Raw genomic sequence first — 16,714 nt, 5'->3', positions numbered from 1 at the left:
TATTTATGTTGCTGTAAAGTTTCTGCCGCTCTTAGCGGAATTTCGTTATTTTAGTTGAGTGCTCCGAAGCCTACTGAATGCTTTGGCGTATCGCCGATGAGTGCGTAAGACAGCGACGAAGCTGAGACCATAATAGTGCGCCCATTTACGTCCGTAAACTCAAGCATATCTTTGGAATCGTTAATCACTTTGCGCACTTCTTCTGCGCTTTGGTTGGTTTCAAAATCGATGGAATCAGAAACGTTTTTTACTCCTAAAACAACTCGCATACATACTCCTTTTGCTTTTTACGCTATTTATCGTTTTAATTAGTATTTAGTATTTTATTTATCTTAGTCTAAGTCTGCTTGTGCGTCGCGCATTGCTCGTTCTTCACGCTCTAGCAGAGGGATGATTACGGTTTCTGGTTTATCGTCATTTTTTTGCGTATTTCTTTCTGTATCTTCAGAAAGTTTTGAGTCCGAAGAAGTCTCGTTTGCGCTATCAACCTTACTGTCACGCTCAACTATAACTTCATCCTTAACCTCAGAATCATTGTTGTTCTTGGCGTCCTTAGCTTCCTCATTGCTACCAGCGTTACTAACGTTTTCATGCTCAGCACTAGCATTGCTATCGGCAGATTTACTCATTGCAGTTTGCACAATAGTTTCTGCGGTTTCGTGTACTGTTTGAGTTTTTACATGAGTAATTACTTGAGTTGCTGTGTCGTCAGCGAGTTGTGCTGCTTTTTCAGCCTCCTCAGCGTTAGCTGCGTGTGTGCCAGCATATTGAACTTTGCGCTCATGAGTATCGTCGCTTATAGTTTTGTTGCTATCGTAAGTCTCGTCTTGAGTGTTATTTAATTCAGTATTTCTTTCTGAAGTAATGTCTCGCTCATGAGTTTCGTCGCTATTTCCAGTGTTTAGTTGGTTTTCAGTAGAATTATTCTTAGAAATTTGGCGACTTTGCGTATTGTCATTTTCAAGAAGCGTTCCAACTGTAATAGTCGAGACGGGATTTCCTGCAGCACGACCAGTTTTAGCAGTTTGTGCATTGCTAATACGACTAAGCTCGTGCGCTAAACGCTCAACTTGAGCCTTAAAACGCATAATACTAGTGTTATCTGCACGTTGCAAAGCTTGAACAAAATCGCCAACTTGTTCCATTTGCAGCCACAAGTTTGCGCGAAGCATAATCAAACTATCTAAACGAGAACCCATAATTCTACCGTATGCAGAAAGCACTGCGTTTCGGCGCTGCTCGTTAAGTTTTGCAAAAATCCAAGCCAAATCGCGCGCAGGATCGTTAATTTGCATTCTTTGCCAATTTGTCACAGCAGTAATTGTTGAGCCAGCAAACAAAATGTCGCCATCCATAAAACCGCCGTGTACTGGGCAAGTTTCAAATGACCACAATCCTTCAGTTTCCAACACTCTTGACCAACTGTCAGTAATTTCGGTTGGAATATGACCGGCTTGACGAAGTCTTTTAATCCAACCGGTTAACTGTGCGCGAATTTGACCAGTAGTAAAAGCAGAGTATTTTCCGCGCGTTACGAAAGTAGGGCGCAGGCGATGAATAGCGCCGATTGCAGTTCCAACATTTGCGCAATCGTCAGTAGTAAGAAGACGCAAGTCGCGAGCGCTACCTTCAAGATGTTCGCAAATAAGCACAGTGTCTTCATCGTTGTTGTTGGCAATAATGCTTGACATTCGTATAGATTGCTGTTGTGTAGATTGCTGTTGTACGTATTGCTGAGTGCCAGCAACTGTAGAATTTTCATCGGTTACATTATTTGCAACGTTTCCAGCGTTGTTATTAGCATCTTCGCGTTTTCCTGGCATAAACGTGAGCATAGTGTCGTAAGCGAATCCCAAAGCTGCCAAATCTTTACTGTGCTCAAGAGTCCATGCTGCACGAGCCCGGTCATGCAAACGCTTGCGACCTTTACTATCCGCACTGATAAAAACGTCGTAAAGCTTACCGGAAATATCTTGCACAACGGCGTGAGAAATTCCAGCCGCGGTATCAGTGGCATTAACTTGCTCACTTTGGCGTGTTCCTGCAAACTGTACTTCGGGCATGGCTGCAGATGCCAGTGCTGCCAACTTGAATCTACTGAGTTGTGTCACACTCCCACAGTAATACAAAGCACCGAAATTTTGCCAATTTTTTGTAAGTTATACACATATTTTTATTCTTGTTGCGTAAGCGTTGTTATTGCTGCAACAATAGAATTATGAATTCTTCACCAGAACCTTCGCAAGTGACTTCTAAAACTTCTCAAGTGACTTCTCCAGAAGCACTTTTAGACGGGTTGGATAATTCGCAACGCGAAGCTGCTACCGCACTAGAAGGGCCAGTGCGCATTATAGCTTGTGCAGGAGCTGGTAAAACGCGCACTATTACGCGCAGAATTGCGTATGCTTGCGCTACTGGTAAGTGGGATCCTGAAAGAGTTTTGGCAGTTACTTTTTCTGTAAAAGCAGCTGCGGAAATGAGATCGCGTATTGAGGCTCTTGGTGTAAGTAATGTTGGATGCGTCTCAACATTTCATTCTGCGGCTTTGCAACAAATTCGCAGCGTGTGGAACGACGTCTGTTCAGCACAATTTCCATCAATTATGAATGATTCTCAGCAAATCATAGCTTCTGCGCTTAAGCGTTATCCGGATTTTGCGGATATGACTTTGTTGCAAACTCGCGATATTTTGGCAGAAATTAATTGGGCGAAAGTTTCGCTTATTGCGCCTGACGATTACTTGCGTGTGTGCGCTTCTACGCACCGTTTGCCTCCTGCAGGTTTAGAGCCGCAGCAATTTGTCGATATATATGAAGCTTACGAAACCGAAAAAAATGCGCATAATTGCATCGATTTTAACGATATTCTTCTACTTTGCTGCCATATTTTACGAAATTTTCCGGAAGCTGCAAACCGTATTAAGCAATCAATCGGATGGATCACAGTTGACGAATATCAGGATGTGTCTCCTTTACAGCACGAATTGTTGCGATTATGGATGGGGCAGAACCGCGATATTTGCGTAGTGGGCGATCCTGCGCAAACAATCTACTCGTTTGCAGGTGCGAATAGTTACTATTTGCTTTCATTTCCGCAAGAATTTGCTCCTCTTGGAGCAGATATTAGTTTGAATACCGACTACCGCTCCACAGAACGCATAGTAGGTCTTGCTAATAGAGTGCTTGCGGCTTCTGCGCATAAAAAGGATTACGTAAAAGTTAAGGCGGCAACAAAAGGCGGCGTTCGTGTTAGCCAGCAAGTTTTTGCAACCGATGTTGAAGAAGCTTTGGGCGTAGTTGAGCAAATTGCAAAACTTGTAAAAAGCGGCGTTGCACATCTTGGGGAGTGCGCAATACTAACGAGAACCAATGCTCAACAGCAAGTAGTTTGTAAAGCGTTAAAAGCAGCAAAACTTCCGTATCGCGTGAGAAAAGACGTGGGGTGGCAGCGAAATGTTTTAGAGGATGCGCAAAGCTACGGTTCTCAAGGTATTTCTGACATTTTTGCATCTTCTAATATTTCAACTGTTACTGTTTCAACTATTCATGCTGTTAAAGGTTTAGAGTTTGCGCATGTTTACGTAATTGGCTGCTCTGAAGGGCTTATTCCTTTTGGCTCTACGGCTGATGACAGTGCTTTGGAAGAAGAGCGCAGACTTATGTACGTTGCAATAACTCGCGCAGAAAAGACTTTGCATCTTTCTTACGCTTCTAGAAAAGACAGTGGAACTGGCATGAATCGCGTGCCTAGCCGCTTTCTGGCTTAATCTCGCGGCATAAATTTTACGCTCGTGTAAAGTTTTGGTCGTTTTTGGTTGAGACCGACCTTTTCTTTACACAGTTGCACAGTTTATGCCGTTTTGAGCGTTGATGTCGATTATTCAGCTGGATTGTTATTGAATCAGGAGTTTTACAAGAGTTTTATTCGCCGTCAGCATCAGTTTCGTCGGAATTGCCGGATTCGTTGCCAGCTTCGTTACCGGATTCGTCGCCGGATTCGTCGTCAGTTTCGTTACCGGTTTCGTTACCGGTTTCGCTGTTTTGCTTCTTTTGGCGTGCATCCTCTTCCAAAAGCTTGCTAAGTTCAGCATCCCAATCATTTGTGCCTAAATCGTCTTCTGTTAATTTTTCAAAAGATTTTTCGATAGGCGCATTTTCGATAGCGTTATCAGTATTTTTGTTACTTTCGTAACTGTCTGCACTTTCGTGACTTTCGCTAGTTTCGCTAGTTTTTTCAGTTGCTTCGCTAGTTTGGTTAGACTGAGTTTCTATTGCATTTTTTGCAGCAGTTTTCGTTGCATCCTCCGCATCGATTTCTTTCGTAACTTCGTCACCTGCGTTACCAGCTTTACTTTCATTACCAGCGTCTTTCGCAACTTCGCTAGCTTCCGGCAAAGTTGGCAACAAATCTGGATGACTCCACAAGCTATCTCGCTCTTCAATACCGCGCTCGCGAGTCAACTTTTCCCACAATTGCGATGCCTCGCGCATACGGCGAGGGCGCAAATGCAAACCAAGTAACGATTCAAACGTCACTTCTGCAGGTCCTCCTGCAGCTCGCTCGCGACGCATCATCTCTCGCAACTGCTCAATGTGCACAATATGAGCCATTCCAGACTGCCATGTAACACAATCAACCCAACCTTCAACAAGTGCAAGCAAAGTTTCCAAACTATGCAAAGCTTGACACTGCTCTTCAGAATCATTGCTGCCAATATTTTGCAAATTAACAGCTCCTGAAATTGCTTCCGGATTCATTGTTTCCACGTCGCGAAGCTGTTCTTCCATAGCCTCTAAATCAATGCTTATTCCGTTTGCGTACTTAATAATCAGCGCTTCAAATCGTGGCATAAGCCATGGCACGGATGCAAATAATCTTGCGTGTGCAGCTTCTCGCAAAGCCAAATAATTCATGACTTCTGTAATATCCAACTCCCACACTTTTGCATACTCAATGCAGTTGTATGGAATTAATCCGCCTGCAGGATTTTGCAACAGCGCAAGACCTTGATCAAAACTACCGTGTACTTCGTGTGAAAGTGCTCCAGCTGCTTGACCCAGTTGCATAGCAAACGAAGTGTTTCCAAGCAGTTTCATGAGTTGCGCTGGATTATTCATTCCTTCAGGCAGCGGAATCGGCACAACTCCTGCAAATAATCCTTTTACTTCAGCATCATCCACATCTCGGAATCGCTCTTCAATAACAGAAGTGAGTGCTTCATTTACTGATTTTGCAACAGGATTAGCGAATTTAACCCAAGCTTCAAGCGTTTTTTCTACCCAATCAGCTCTAGACAATACTTCTGGCGTTCCAGGAGCAGGATTGAAATTGCACGTTATATCTAGCCATAAGTTCGCTTGGCTTAAAGCTCTTCGTGTGGCATCTGCTACGTCTGCATTTACATTTCCTTGATCGCCATTAGCGTGCTGTAAAGCAATAGATTGCGCTAACTTGCGATTAATTGGCCCTTCTTCAAGTGTTGCTTCCATTTCGTACGGATTATTAAGACCGCCTGCACTAAAAGCTTGCATCATTCCGCGAACTTCGTCTGGTTTAGGAAGCTTATCTGGATTCTGATTTAAGAGTTGTTCGCGTAGCTCAAACGGAAGCTGATCAAGTTGTTTCCATGCTTCTTCTCCTTGTATTGGCCCAAAGCATTCAATGAGCCATTGGTGAATTGCATCGTCATTCATGAGCGTATCCTTCTCGTGCCACGTGTTGCATAATTTACAGTTTTTATTTTTATACGTTTCGTATCTGCACGTATTTGTACGTATTTTACACGTCTTTATATGCGAGTTTAGCGCATCTTCTTAATAAAAATATTTTTTAATACAAATATTCTACTCGATAATATGGTTTTATGTGCTATAACTTGCGTGCAAATATATTTTAAAGCAAAACTATATAGGGCTTGTGTCATGATACAAGCATGTTTCGCTTTTCTACAGGTGCTAGTGTATTCCGTGCGTGTTTTAGATCCTTGCGCTCGCTGTCTCATGCTTTAGTTTTGTACATTACTTCGCATTCTTTGCGATATTTTGCAGGATTCTTTACAGTAATTGTTGCGATTTTTGCGTTGTCGCTTCCAAGTGCATACGTCGTAGAAGAGCCTGGTCCAACGCAGGATGTTTTAGGATCCCTATCAAATACTCCTGTGATTGATATGTCTGGTTCTCGAGTAAAAGAAAATCATGATACTGGTAAATTATTGTTGATTACTGTCAATGTTTCTGGTGTTCCTGGATATGAGGTTTCAACATTTTATTCATTGATTTCGTGGATGGATCCTCATAAAAGTTTGTTGCCTCGTGAAGCTATTGTGCCAGTAGGGCAGAGTGCTGACGAGTATGAGAAGGAATCCACAAACGAGATGAATGATTCGCAAAGCCTTGCTCAAAATGTTGCGTTACAGTACGCGTCTAAGCATCTTGGAATTAAAAAAGAAGATGTAAAAGTTCGTTTACATATTGAAGATATTGGTGGACCGTCTGCCGGAATGATGTACACTCTAGGAATTCTTGACAAGCTTACTCCTGAACAAGAAACTGGTGGTAAGACGATAGCCGGAACTGGAACTATTGAAAAATCGCAAAAAATTGGTGCAATTGGTGGTATTCGGTTAAAGATGATTGCAGCTAAAAGAGATGGAGCTACTTGGTTCTTAGCGCCTTACGATAATTGCAATGAAGTTGTTGGGCATGTGCCACAAGGTTTGCGCGTTGTAAGTGTAAAAACATTGGATGATGCTTACAAAGCGTTAAAAGCTATTGGTTCTGGTCGTGGTGCAAATAAATTGCCAAGCTGCAATGTGAAATAAAACAATAAACCAAATAAAGCAGAAACCAAATAAAGAGCAGAAAGTGGGCGATGAGGGACTCGAACCCCCGACATCCACCGTGTAAAGGTGGCGCTCTAGCCAGCTGAGCTAATCGCCCGTTTGCAACAAATTAAAAACATACATGATGGTGTGTACGAATGCAACGTGTGGCGCGCGTCGTAACAATCGCGTACAGTATACTGAATAAGAACATGTGCTCAGGAGGTCGATATTCGATGGCTCAGAAACCTGATACCGCTCGTAATGCTTCAGCAATGGAGCGTGTGGGTAAGCGTAAGTTAGGATATAACGTCGCACAGGTGAATGCTTTTCTAGAGCGTGCTCACACTTTGTACGAAAGCGATGAAGCTCGACTTACGCAGAAAGATATTCAAGAGGTTTCTTTTGACTTGGAGCGTAATGGTTACATTATTGGTCAAGTTGATGCTGCGTTATCGCGTTTGGAACGTGCGGTAGTAGATAAGTGCACTGAGCAAGAATTGGCGCAATGCGGACGAGTTGCATGGAAAGCTCGTGTAGAAGCGCTTTATCGTAAACTTTTGCAACATGCTCAAAGAGATTATCGCGATCGTTTTGATCGTGGTTCTTCGCATCACCCGTCTTATGCGCGTAAACAAGTGGATATTATGGTCGATCAAGCATTAGATAAGATTGCTCTTATGCTTGGTCATGAGCTTGAGTGGGAAACGGACAAAGAAACATTACAAGATATTGATTCTGCTTATGTTTCTAATGTGATTTTTACGCAAAAAAACGGTAAGCACGGTTATGATGAGCGTCAAGTTGATTATTATTTAAACGCTTGTGTGCGTTTGCTTAGCAGCTTGGAATCTTTTGAGCGTGTAGAACAGTATGTTGATGCGGATAATAGTAGTTCCTCATACTCTCGAGCAGCATCTGAATCTTATTCTGCTCCTGCTTCTGTTCCTCCTTCTGTTCCTCCTTCTGTTATTCCTGTAACTAAAGCTGAAGAGCCTGCTAAATCTTCAGAATCTACGGAATCTTATAACCATTCTGAAAAGCCTGTTCCATCATTTGCTCCTTCAATAAAGCCTGCATCTGATTTCAGTGCTGCTTCTGCAGCTTCTTCCGCTTCTGCCACTGCACCTTCTGCTTCTTCAATATTCAAACCTGTTGAGGATGCTGTGGATGATGAAGACACTGCGGATAGATTGTCTAAGATTGCACCTCGCTCAATACCTAGCGTGCCAAATCATGATAAACAAAGCATTTTTGCTCCTGTAGATTATGCTAATCAAGATTCTAATGATTCGTTTGAAGCGTTAAATAAGTCTGAGCGCGCAATATTTACACCTCATGCTGCTGCAAGTAAGCCTTCTAATGTTCTTAACGATACTGATAGCAATGACGAGCTTTTGCAAAGCGCTACAGTAATGCGAAACTCTTCTGAATCTTCTGTGCTACCTCCTTCTTTCACTCCTGCAGCTCGTAATCGCAATAATTCATCTGCGCCTAAGCCTGTTGCGGCTCCTGCTCCTGATGAATCAATTCCATCATTTGCTCCTCAAGATTCTGCACAGCATTCCTCGCAGCATTCTTCGCTTAATATTCCGGAGTTGCATGTTTCTAATTTGCAGCCGAGTAAGCCATTGAGTTTAGATATTCCAGATTTGTCATTCCCAATTATTGGTCATATTGATGAATCTACTAATTTCGGTAGCTCTTCTCAAGGCGACGACGATTCGGAAAATAACGATCGTAATTAATCTAACTATTAAAAAGATATAGTTTGATTTATGCCATTGTATCGCGATGAAGCTGTTGTGCTTCGTACTTTTCCTTTAGGTGAAGCGGATAGGATTGTTGTGCTTCTTACTAAGCGGCATGGCAAAGTTCGTGCTGTTGCAAAGGGAGTTCGTAGGCTTAAATCACGTTTTGGTGGTCGTCTTGAGCCGCTTATGCGTGTTGATTTGCTTCTTGCACAAGGTAAATCTTTGGATGTAGTCTCGCAGGCTGTTTCTATTGCTGCTTATGCTGGTGAAATTTGTGCAGATTATACGTCCTATGAGTATGCAAACGTCATGCTTGAAGTTGTGGATTTGCTTGTTTCTAATGAATATACAGATGAATACAGGCGTGAATATCAAGATACGCTAGGGCAGTATCGTCTACTTACTGCGGCTTTACTTTCATTGTCCAAGCATAAGCATTCTCCTGATGCTATTGGCGTGTCGTATATATTGCGAGCATTGTCATTAGCTGGGTGGTCTCCGCGACTACAAGCTTGTGTTGTATGTGGGAAAAATGAAGATTTATGCTATTTTTCGCCTTGCGCAGGTGGAATGATGTGTGCAAGCGATCACACTCCGGATTCAATAGTTTGTGCTAATTCGACGCGTTTGCAATTGTGTGCGCTTGCGCAAGGAAACTGGTCTGTTCTTGACGGAGTGTCGGTTGATTCTTCTACTATGCGATGCGTTCAGCAATGGGCTGAATATTATCTTGAGCGACCTATTCGTTCGATGGGGTTGTTACATTCGTAAGTATGGCTTTTGAAAACGTGGATTATAAGTCGCTTGATATTCCAGCGGCTCCTTTTAGTGACCCTTCTCGCATACCAGATTTTCCTAAGGGCAAAGTGCCTCGTCATGTCGGTGTGATTATGGACGGAAACGGACGCTGGGCAAAAGAGCGCGGAATGATTCGAACCGAAGGTCACAAAGCTGCAGAACCGGTAGTTTTTGACGTTATTGCAGGAGCTATAGAAGCAGGAGTTCGTTACTTAAGCTTATACACTTTTTCTACCGAAAATTGGAAGCGATCTCCACAAGAAGTGCGCTTTTTAATGGGATTTTCTAGGGATATTATTCACCGCAGAGTTGCGCAAATGAACGAGTGGGGAGTGCGCGTTCGTTGGGCAGGAAGGCGCCCTAGATTGTGGAAGTCTGTTATTGACGAGTTGGAAAAAGCGCAAGAAATCACCAAAAATAATAAAACTATTGACGTTGTTTTTTGCATAAATTACGGCGGTCGTGCAGAAATTGCGGATGCTTGCGCGCAAATCGCGAAAGAAATTCAAAATGGCAAAATTAAAGGCGATCGTGTAAGTGAAAAAATGATTGCTGAGCACTTGTATAATCCGGATATTCCAGATTGCGATTTGGTGATTCGCACTTCCGGCGAGCAGCGCACTAGCAACTTTTTGCCTTGGCAAGCATCCTACGCGGAACTTGATTTTGTGCCGGAACTATTCCCGGATTACGGCCGCGAAGTGCTGTGGAGGTCGATTGACCGCTATGCGCATCGCGACCGCAGGTTTGGTGGCGTAAAAAACGCCTAGTATCTCACTAAGATTTGTTACTTTTCGCTAGTGAGCCAAGCGCAAGCTGCCACAACTGCAGCTTCTAATCCGCGATTAAGAGTGGGCTGCAAATCTGGGGCGAATGCCGGATTGTGATTTCCAGGAGCATTCTGCATATCCGCAAAACCACCTAAGCCCCAGTAAGCGTAAGGAGTTTTAAAAGCGTTCGCGACTATAGAAAAATCTTCCGAAGCAGAAGCGCGCGAAATATCTACAGAATCTTCTCCAAAGTATTCATCAAAAGCTTTACGCACGCGCAAAGATGCATTCTGATCATTATTTGTAAGCGGATAGCAATCATAATACGTAAACTCTGGTTCTTTAGGACATCTTGCAAGCTCGCACTCTCCACGCACAATTCGTTCAATAGCATTGTGCACAAATTTTTGAGTATCTTCGCTATAAGTTCTTGTGTTAATTAAAAGCTCGGCATCATCAGGAATAATATTCGACTTACTTCCTGCATTAAGCGCGCCAACTGTAACAATTGCGTAATCTTTAGCTGCAAGTTCGCGAGAAACAATCGTCTGCAATTTAAGCACAATTGACGAAGCAACAACCACCGGGTCAACGCTCAACTCAGGCATAGAACCATGCGAACCTTTACCAAAAATGTGCACGCGAATCGAAGCTGCAGTAGTTAAGAACGCGCCCGAACGAATACCGACTGTTCCTGCAGGAATAGTGCCCAACACATGCTGACCAAGGTAAACGTCAGGCTTTGCAATCATGCTCATAATGCCATTTTTCACCAAGTCTTTTGCGCCTTGAGCTGTTTCTTCTCCAGGCTGAAAAACGCCAATATACGTTCCTTTCCAAGCATCTTTATGCTCATTAAAAGCCTTCAAGGCACCAAGTAGGCTGGAAATATGAAAATCGTGACCGCAAGCGTGTGAAACTCCAACCGTTTTGCCATTTTCGTCTTGCGCACTAACTGTTGAAGTGTAATCTTTTCCTGAATTTTCTTTAATTGGAAGCGCATCGATATCCGCTCTCATAGCAACAACAGGACCTTCGCCGTTTTTAATCTCTGCCACAACGCCTATTTTTCCAACTCGCTTTGTTTCAATCCCAGCTTCGCTAAGAATATCAATAATTGTTTGAGCTGTATGATCTTCTTTCATTGACAGTTCAGGATGTTGATGAAAGTATTTGTATTGTTTTTCTCGTTCTCTTTGGGTTTCATCTAAATCGGATAATATTTTCTGAACTGCCGTAAGTTGCAGCATAAATTCCTGCTTTCTTTTGTTTTATTATAACTTTTTTGAGTTTTGAGATTATTTGATTTTAGTTTTATTCTTCTTTATTTCGTTTGTCGAGAATCTTATCTACAAGCGCACTTTTTGCGTCAATTTGATTGCTAAAACCAGGGCGAATATCTAATTTTAGTATTACTCCAGTACGGTATCCTTTACTAACTAAAGTCATCGTAGCATCTTTCACAACGCGCATAACGTCATCAAATTCGCCCTCAATATTCGTGAACATTGCGTTAGTTTCGTTCTTTAATCCAGAATCGCGAATTACTTGTACAGCATCCGCCACGTACTCGCTCAACTCGTCTCCGACTCCGCTTGGAGCAATGCACAACGCCGCGACCGTGTTAGTTCTGTGCTCGTTCGCGTGGTCGTTTGTATTCTCGTTATTATTTTCACTCATAGTAACAATCCCTTTAAAATCGTAATCTTATGCAAATCTAGCAAAACAAGACAACGCCAAATAATGCGTCAACAAACTTATAAATTTGCATTACTTTAACAATTTTACAAGCGTCACAGGGTTTTTCTATAATAGCAACGTTTTCACCCGAATTTTCTAGTTTTACGAAAAGGTGTATTGTGGCTGTTTCAAAGCTTGATGAAGTCGTCTCCTTGGCTAAGCGTCGAGGATTTGTGTTCCCAGCCGGCGAAATTTACGGTGGCACGCGTTCTGCGTGGGATTACGGCCCGCTCGGTGTTGCGTTAAAAGATAATATCAAGCGCGAATGGTGGCGCTACATGGTGACCACGCGTGGAGATGTTGTTGGAGTGGATACTTCCGTTATTCTGCCTTCACAGGTGTGGGTTGCTTCCGGTCACGTTTCCGTGTTTAACGATCCTTTGATTGAGTGCTTGAATTGCCATAAGCGTCATCGTGCAGATAAGTTGGAAGAGTCTTATGCTGAAAAGCATGGCGACAAGATGCCAGAAAATGGATTAAAAGACATTGCTTGCCCAGATTGTGGTACTCGCGGAAACTGGACTGAGCCACGTGACTTCAACATGATGCTTCGCACTCATTTAGGACCGGTTGAAGACGAAAATAGCTTGCATTATTTGCGTCCAGAAACAGCTCAGGGCATTTTCGTTGATTTTAAGAACGTCATGACTTCTGCTCGTCAAAAGCCGCCTTTTGGCATTGCGAATATTGGTAAGTCTTTCCGCAACGAAATTACGCCTGGAAACTTCATCTTCCGCACTCGCGAGTTTGAGCAGATGGAAATGGAATTTTTCGTAGAGCCTGGAACCGACGAAGCTTGGCACCAGTATTGGATTGACACTCGTGTGCGTTGGTATGTGGATTTGGGTGTTAAGCCAGAAAACTTGCGCATGTATGAGCATCCTAAGGAGAAGCTCAGCCACTATTCCAAGCGCACTGTCGATATTGAATACAAATTTGGCTTCCAAGGTTCGGATTGGGGAGAGCTTGAGGGTATTGCAAACCGTACTGACTACGATTTGTCTGCTCATGCTAAGCATTCCGGCGAGGATTTGAGCTACTTCAACCAAGCTACTGGCGAAAAATATGTGCCTTACGTTATTGAGCCTGCGGCTGGTCTTACGCGCTCGCTTATGGCATTCTTGGTTGATGCTTACGACGTTGACGAAGCTCCAAACACTAAAGGCGGAGTTGACAAGCGCACTGTTCTTCGACTTGATCCTCGTTTGGCTCCTGTTAAAGCTGCAGTTTTGCCTTTGAGCAAGAAGCCAGAATTGCAAGCTGTTGCTCAAGATTTGGCTGCAGATTTGCGTCAGCATGATTGGGTTATCGATTACGATGAGGCTGGTGCTATTGGTCGCCGCTATCGTCGTGAGGACGAAATTGGTACTCCTTTGTGCGTAACAGTCGACTTCGATACTTTGGAAGATCATGCTGTTACAATTCGCGAGCGCGACACCATGCAACAAGAGCGCGTTTCTTTGGACAAGGTTGCAGATTACGTTGCTAGCCGAATTAACGAAAAGCGCGTTAAGTATCCGCAAGGTCCTGTTGAAATCGTTGGTACTCGTGCAGCCGACGGTGCTACGGATATTGCTAAAGAAGCTGGCGAAGACGAGTCTAAGCCTGTACAAATCGCTACTGCTGGCGGATTGTACTAATACGCGTTTGAGTAGTGCTTAAGCGAGTAGTGCTTAAGCACTAATAAGCAAAATTATTATTATAGTGAACGGAGTTAAAGCAATATGAATTTTTCTATAAAACCAGTAGATTTAGGGAAAGTTCATATTGCAACTCCTGTTGTTTTATCTCCAATGGCTGGGATCACTAACTGGCCGTTTCGCGTAATTTGCCGCGAATTTGGTCCGGACGGGCTTTACGTGGCAGAAATGATTACGGCTAGAGCGTTAGTTGCACGAAATCCAAAAGCGCTTAGACTTTGCCGTTTTGCGCCTAGCGAAAAAGTGCGCTCTTTGCAGCTTTATGGTGTAAATCCTTCTATTGTAGAACAAGCTACTCGAATTGTTGTCGACGAAAACATGGCTGATCACGTTGACTTAAACTTCGGCTGTCCAGTTCCAAAAGTGACGCGACGTGGCGGCGGTTCTGCTCTTCCTTGGAAAACTGATTTGTTGCAAGAAATTTTGCATCGCGTTGTTTCTGTTTGCGAACCTGCAGGAATCCCTGTTACGGCTAAATTCCGCGTTGGAATTGACGAGAATCATGAAACTTTTATTCAAGCTGGTCATATTGCGCAAGAAGAAGGATGCGCTGCTGTAACTTTGCATGCTCGTACAACTGCAGAATATTATGGTGGTCATTCAGACTGGACGCGTATTGGCGAGCTTGTAGAAGCACTCGATATTCCAGTTTTTGGCAATGGTGATATTTGGGGTGCGGAAGATGCGCTCGCAATGTTTAAGGAAACTGGTTGCGCTGGCGTTGCTATCGGTCGAGGATGTCAAGGTCGCCCATGGTTGTTTGCTGATATTCGCAATGCTTGCGAAGGTAGCGATAATCGTGTGAATCCTACTTTGGCAGAAGTTGGTTCTGTTATTTTGCGTCACTTGAAGCTTTTAGTTGAGTTTTATGATGGTGACGAGCGTATGGCTGTTCACGACTTGCGTAAGCATGTCGCTTGGTATTTAAAGGGCTTTCCTGTTGGTGGTGGCACTCGTAAAGCGTTTATGGAGTGCGAGTCGATTGAGGATGTTCAACATAATCTCGATATGCTTGACGGTTCTCTTCGTTTGCCAGAAAAAGTGTTAGACACGCCGCGTGGGCGAGTTAGATTTGCTAAAAAAGTTCATTTGCCGTATGGGTGGTTAGATTCTCGTACAACTAGTCACGAAGAGCGAGAGGGGTTATTTGGTGATGATCCAATGGATGCAAGTTACTAGTGTTTTCTAGGGCTTTCGTCATTTTTTTGCACTGATTATTTCGATAATGTTCTATTAAAATCACCTTGTGCTCATATTTGCATATAGCACGGTGTATTATCAAAACAGTGACATTTTTTCAGTTTATTGTGAAAACGTCGTCAGTATCGAGCGTTTTGCGCTAAAATATTGTGTAAACGTGCGTGAGTGACAGGAGATAACGGTGAGCGAGATTGCCCAGACTGACAATTTCAACGACAAAACCATCATCAAGGTAGTCGGCGTCGGTGGTGCCGGCGGTAACGCCGTCAATCGGATGATCAGCGAGGGCCTACAGAATGTAGAGTTTGTGGCCATTAATACTGACGCTAAAGATTTACTGCGTTCTGATGCTGATGTAAAGATTTCATTATCTGATGCTTCGAGCCGAGGCTTGGGCGCTGGTGCTGACCCTGAAAAGGGTGCTAAGGCTGCGCAGGATCATCAATCAGACATTGAAGAGGCACTTAAGGGTGCTGACATGGTGTTTGTTACCTGCGGTGAAGGCGGTGGTACGGGTACTGGTGCAAGCCCGATTGTGGCTCGTGCAGCTCATCAGCAAGGTGCTTTGACTATTGCTGTTGTTACACGTCCATTCGGTTTTGAAGGACCGCAACGTGCTGCATCTGCAAAACTTGGTATCGAAAATCTTCGCAAAGAAGTTGACGCGTTGATTGTTATTCCAAATGATCGTCTTTTGGAGATTTCTGATCGTACTATTGGAATTATTGAAGCATTTAAGACTGCAGATACTGCATTGCTCGCAGGTGTGCAAGGCATTACTGATTTAATTACCATGAATTCTTACATTCATGTTGATTTTTCTGATGTTACAGCTGTTCTTCGCGGAGCAGGTACCGCATTGTTCGGTATTGGTGCTGCAAAGGGCGAGGATCGTGCAACTCAGGCAGCTGAAATCGCTATTAGCTCCCCATTGCTGGAAGAAAGCATTGAGGGTGCTCACGGTGCTTTGATTAATATCGCAGGTCCAAGTGATTTGAAGCTTCAGGAAGCTTCTGCTGCAACTGAACTTGTTCGTAAAGCTATTCATCCAGAAGCTCAAATTATTTGGGGTCTTTCTTTGGATGATTCTTACGGCGATGAGGTTCGAGTTACGGTTATTGCTGCTGGATTTGATGCCCATCCTAAGGCGGAGGAGTCCTCAGCTAAAGCTGGTCAGTTTGTTGATATGCAAGCAGATGTTAAGCCTGTAGCTCCTGCACAGTCTACGTCATCTTTCAAAGAGGAAGCTCAAGCTGCTCCACAAGTAGAACAACCTGCTTCTATGCCTTCTATGTTTGAGCCTGCAATGAATCAGCAATATTCTCCTTCTGCAGCTCCTGTACAGCAGACTGCTGAACCTGACGAATTAGATATTCCTGATTTTCTGCGTTAAGCGTAACGAGAGGAGGGTTGCTTCATGGCTGGCTTTATGAAGAACGTGATGTCATACGTTGGTATGGCAGATGTGCCTGAGGATGATGATTATGCTGAATCTGATGTTCAAGAAACGTCATTCGATAATGATCGCTCGGTAACTCCTGCTGTGTCGCAACATGGTAATGATTTGCGTGGCGGTTCTGCCCGTGCGAATGCTAGTCGTATGAGTCGTATTACTACAATTCATCCTAAGTCTTACGATGATGCGCAAATGGTAGGTCGTGCTTTGCGTGACGGTGTTCCAGTGGTTTTAAACCTTACTGGTGTAACTGAATCAGTTGCGTATCGTATTGTTGATTTTTCTGCTGGAGTTGTGTTTGGTGTTCGTGGCTCTATTGAGCGTGTAACTCCTAGGGTGTTTTTGCTAAGCCCAGCACAAGTGAATATCAAAGTAGAGGATGCTCCGAACGACAATACCGCGCGTGACTTGTTCTCCTAAAAATTGTATTTGCTAAAGAATTAATTGAGCAGCGTTTGTTTAACAACTTTCGCTGC

At 43.5% G+C, this 16,714-nt stretch carries 14 protein-coding genes and 1 tRNA gene; 9 read left to right on the top strand and 6 right to left on the bottom strand.

Annotation, left to right across the window (positions count from 1 at the left end):
• Positions 1-50 precede the first annotated feature (50 nt).
• A complete protein-coding gene (locus HXT40_RS05415; RefSeq protein WP_004105154.1) occupies positions 51-269 on the bottom strand; it encodes a DUF3107 domain-containing protein in 219 nt (72 codons plus the stop codon).
• 63 nt (positions 270-332) lie between these two features.
• Positions 333-2,063: a phosphotransferase gene (locus tag HXT40_RS05410; protein ID WP_041160557.1), complete on the bottom strand. Its 1,731-nt coding sequence runs from the start codon at positions 2,061-2,063 to the stop codon at positions 333-335.
• 155 nt (positions 2,064-2,218) lie between these two features.
• Between HXT40_RS05410 and HXT40_RS05405 the strand changes: the two genes are divergently transcribed.
• Positions 2,219-3,766: an ATP-dependent helicase gene (locus HXT40_RS05405; protein ID WP_415693307.1), complete on the top strand. Its 1,548-nt coding sequence runs from the start codon at positions 2,219-2,221 to the stop codon at positions 3,764-3,766.
• 154 nt (positions 3,767-3,920) lie between these two features.
• Here the strand turns inward: HXT40_RS05405 and HXT40_RS05400 are convergent, their stop codons facing one another.
• Positions 3,921-5,693: a zinc-dependent metalloprotease gene (locus tag HXT40_RS05400; RefSeq protein ID WP_421777208.1), complete on the bottom strand. Its 1,773-nt coding sequence runs from the start codon at positions 5,691-5,693 to the stop codon at positions 3,921-3,923.
• 239 nt (positions 5,694-5,932) lie between these two features.
• Between HXT40_RS05400 and HXT40_RS05395 the strand changes: the two genes are divergently transcribed.
• Entirely contained in the window at positions 5,933-6,820 is an 888-nt protein-coding gene (locus HXT40_RS05395) for a YlbL family protein (RefSeq protein WP_004110543.1), read from the top strand.
• A gap of 44 nt (positions 6,821-6,864) precedes the next feature.
• Here HXT40_RS05395 and HXT40_RS05390 read toward each other — a convergent pair.
• Positions 6,865-6,938 (bottom strand) — tRNA-Val (locus tag HXT40_RS05390).
• A 118-nt stretch (positions 6,939-7,056) separates the two neighbouring features.
• Here HXT40_RS05390 and HXT40_RS05385 point away from each other — a divergent pair.
• The 3 genes from HXT40_RS05385 to HXT40_RS05375 are packed head-to-tail and all read left to right on the top strand — an operon-like array spanning position 7,057 to position 10,142.
• Complete coding sequence (locus HXT40_RS05385; RefSeq protein ID WP_421777207.1) at positions 7,057-8,568, top strand: DivIVA domain-containing protein; 1,512 nt, start codon at positions 7,057-7,059, stop codon at positions 8,566-8,568.
• A 30-nt stretch (positions 8,569-8,598) separates the two neighbouring features.
• Positions 8,599-9,345 (top strand): DNA repair protein RecO, encoded by a 747-nt coding sequence (gene recO, locus HXT40_RS05380; RefSeq protein WP_004110538.1) that lies wholly within the window; start codon positions 8,599-8,601, stop codon positions 9,343-9,345.
• A 2-nt stretch (positions 9,346-9,347) separates the two neighbouring features.
• Entirely contained in the window at positions 9,348-10,142 is a 795-nt protein-coding gene (locus HXT40_RS05375; RefSeq protein WP_116440540.1) for an isoprenyl transferase, read from the top strand.
• 17 nt (positions 10,143-10,159) lie between these two features.
• Here HXT40_RS05375 and HXT40_RS05370 read toward each other — a convergent pair whose 3' ends face one another.
• Together HXT40_RS05370 and HXT40_RS05365 are read right to left on the bottom strand one after the other, a co-directional pair.
• A complete protein-coding gene (locus HXT40_RS05370) occupies positions 10,160-11,392 on the bottom strand; it encodes a M20 family metallopeptidase (protein ID WP_033888600.1) in 1,233 nt (410 codons plus the stop codon).
• 64 nt (positions 11,393-11,456) lie between these two features.
• Complete coding sequence (locus tag HXT40_RS05365) at positions 11,457-11,822, bottom strand: MTH1187 family thiamine-binding protein (RefSeq protein WP_033888601.1); 366 nt, start codon at positions 11,820-11,822, stop codon at positions 11,457-11,459.
• 179 nt (positions 11,823-12,001) lie between these two features.
• Between HXT40_RS05365 and HXT40_RS05360 the strand changes: the two genes are divergently transcribed.
• From HXT40_RS05360 to HXT40_RS05345, 4 genes are all read left to right on the top strand, one after another.
• Positions 12,002-13,522, top strand: coding sequence for a glycine--tRNA ligase (locus HXT40_RS05360; protein ID WP_004110530.1), 1,521 nt, complete (start codon positions 12,002-12,004; stop codon positions 13,520-13,522).
• 84 nt (positions 13,523-13,606) lie between these two features.
• A complete protein-coding gene (gene dusB / locus HXT40_RS05355) occupies positions 13,607-14,761 on the top strand; it encodes a tRNA dihydrouridine synthase DusB (RefSeq protein WP_410310184.1) in 1,155 nt (384 codons plus the stop codon).
• A gap of 202 nt (positions 14,762-14,963) precedes the next feature.
• Positions 14,964-16,175, top strand: coding sequence for a cell division protein FtsZ (gene ftsZ / locus HXT40_RS05350; protein WP_116440542.1), 1,212 nt, complete (start codon positions 14,964-14,966; stop codon positions 16,173-16,175).
• Positions 16,176-16,199: 24 nt separating this feature from the next.
• Positions 16,200-16,658: a cell division protein SepF gene (locus HXT40_RS05345; RefSeq protein ID WP_004105139.1), complete on the top strand. Its 459-nt coding sequence runs from the start codon at positions 16,200-16,202 to the stop codon at positions 16,656-16,658.
• The last annotated feature ends 56 nt before the right edge of the window (positions 16,659-16,714 follow it).

The sequence above is a fragment of the Gardnerella sp. DNF01180P genome (genome assembly GCF_049244205.1).
Lineage (GTDB): Bacteria > Actinomycetota > Actinomycetes > Actinomycetales > Bifidobacteriaceae > Bifidobacterium > Bifidobacterium swidsinskii.
The sequence above is the reverse complement of the archived record's forward strand: the minus strand, read 5'-3'. Positions and strand labels throughout refer to the sequence as shown.

What these genes read in the sequence shown, in the direction of transcription:
- HXT40_RS05415 (WP_004105154.1), bottom strand. Translation starts at nt 269, where the DNA reads ATGCGAGTTGTTTTAGGAGTAAAAAACGTTTCTGATTCCATCGATTTT.
- HXT40_RS05410 (WP_041160557.1), bottom strand. Translation starts at nt 2,063, where the DNA reads ATGCCCGAAGTACAGTTTGCAGGAACACGCCAAAGTGAGCAAGTTAAT.
- HXT40_RS05405 (WP_415693307.1), top strand. Translation starts at nt 2,219, where the DNA reads ATGAATTCTTCACCAGAACCTTCGCAAGTGACTTCTAAAACTTCTCAA.
- HXT40_RS05400 (WP_421777208.1), bottom strand. Translation starts at nt 5,693, where the DNA reads ATGAATGACGATGCAATTCACCAATGGCTCATTGAATGCTTTGGGCCA.
- HXT40_RS05395 (WP_004110543.1), top strand. Translation starts at nt 5,933, where the DNA reads ATGTTTCGCTTTTCTACAGGTGCTAGTGTATTCCGTGCGTGTTTTAGA.
- HXT40_RS05385 (WP_421777207.1), top strand. Translation starts at nt 7,057, where the DNA reads ATGGCTCAGAAACCTGATACCGCTCGTAATGCTTCAGCAATGGAGCGT.
- recO (WP_004110538.1), top strand. Translation starts at nt 8,599, where the DNA reads ATGCCATTGTATCGCGATGAAGCTGTTGTGCTTCGTACTTTTCCTTTA.
- HXT40_RS05375 (WP_116440540.1), top strand. Translation starts at nt 9,348, where the DNA reads ATGGCTTTTGAAAACGTGGATTATAAGTCGCTTGATATTCCAGCGGCT.
- HXT40_RS05370 (WP_033888600.1), bottom strand. Translation starts at nt 11,392, where the DNA reads ATGCTGCAACTTACGGCAGTTCAGAAAATATTATCCGATTTAGATGAA.
- HXT40_RS05365 (WP_033888601.1), bottom strand. Translation starts at nt 11,822, where the DNA reads ATGAGTGAAAATAATAACGAGAATACAAACGACCACGCGAACGAGCAC.
- dusB (WP_410310184.1), top strand. Translation starts at nt 13,607, where the DNA reads ATGAATTTTTCTATAAAACCAGTAGATTTAGGGAAAGTTCATATTGCA.
- HXT40_RS05345 (WP_004105139.1), top strand. Translation starts at nt 16,200, where the DNA reads ATGGCTGGCTTTATGAAGAACGTGATGTCATACGTTGGTATGGCAGAT.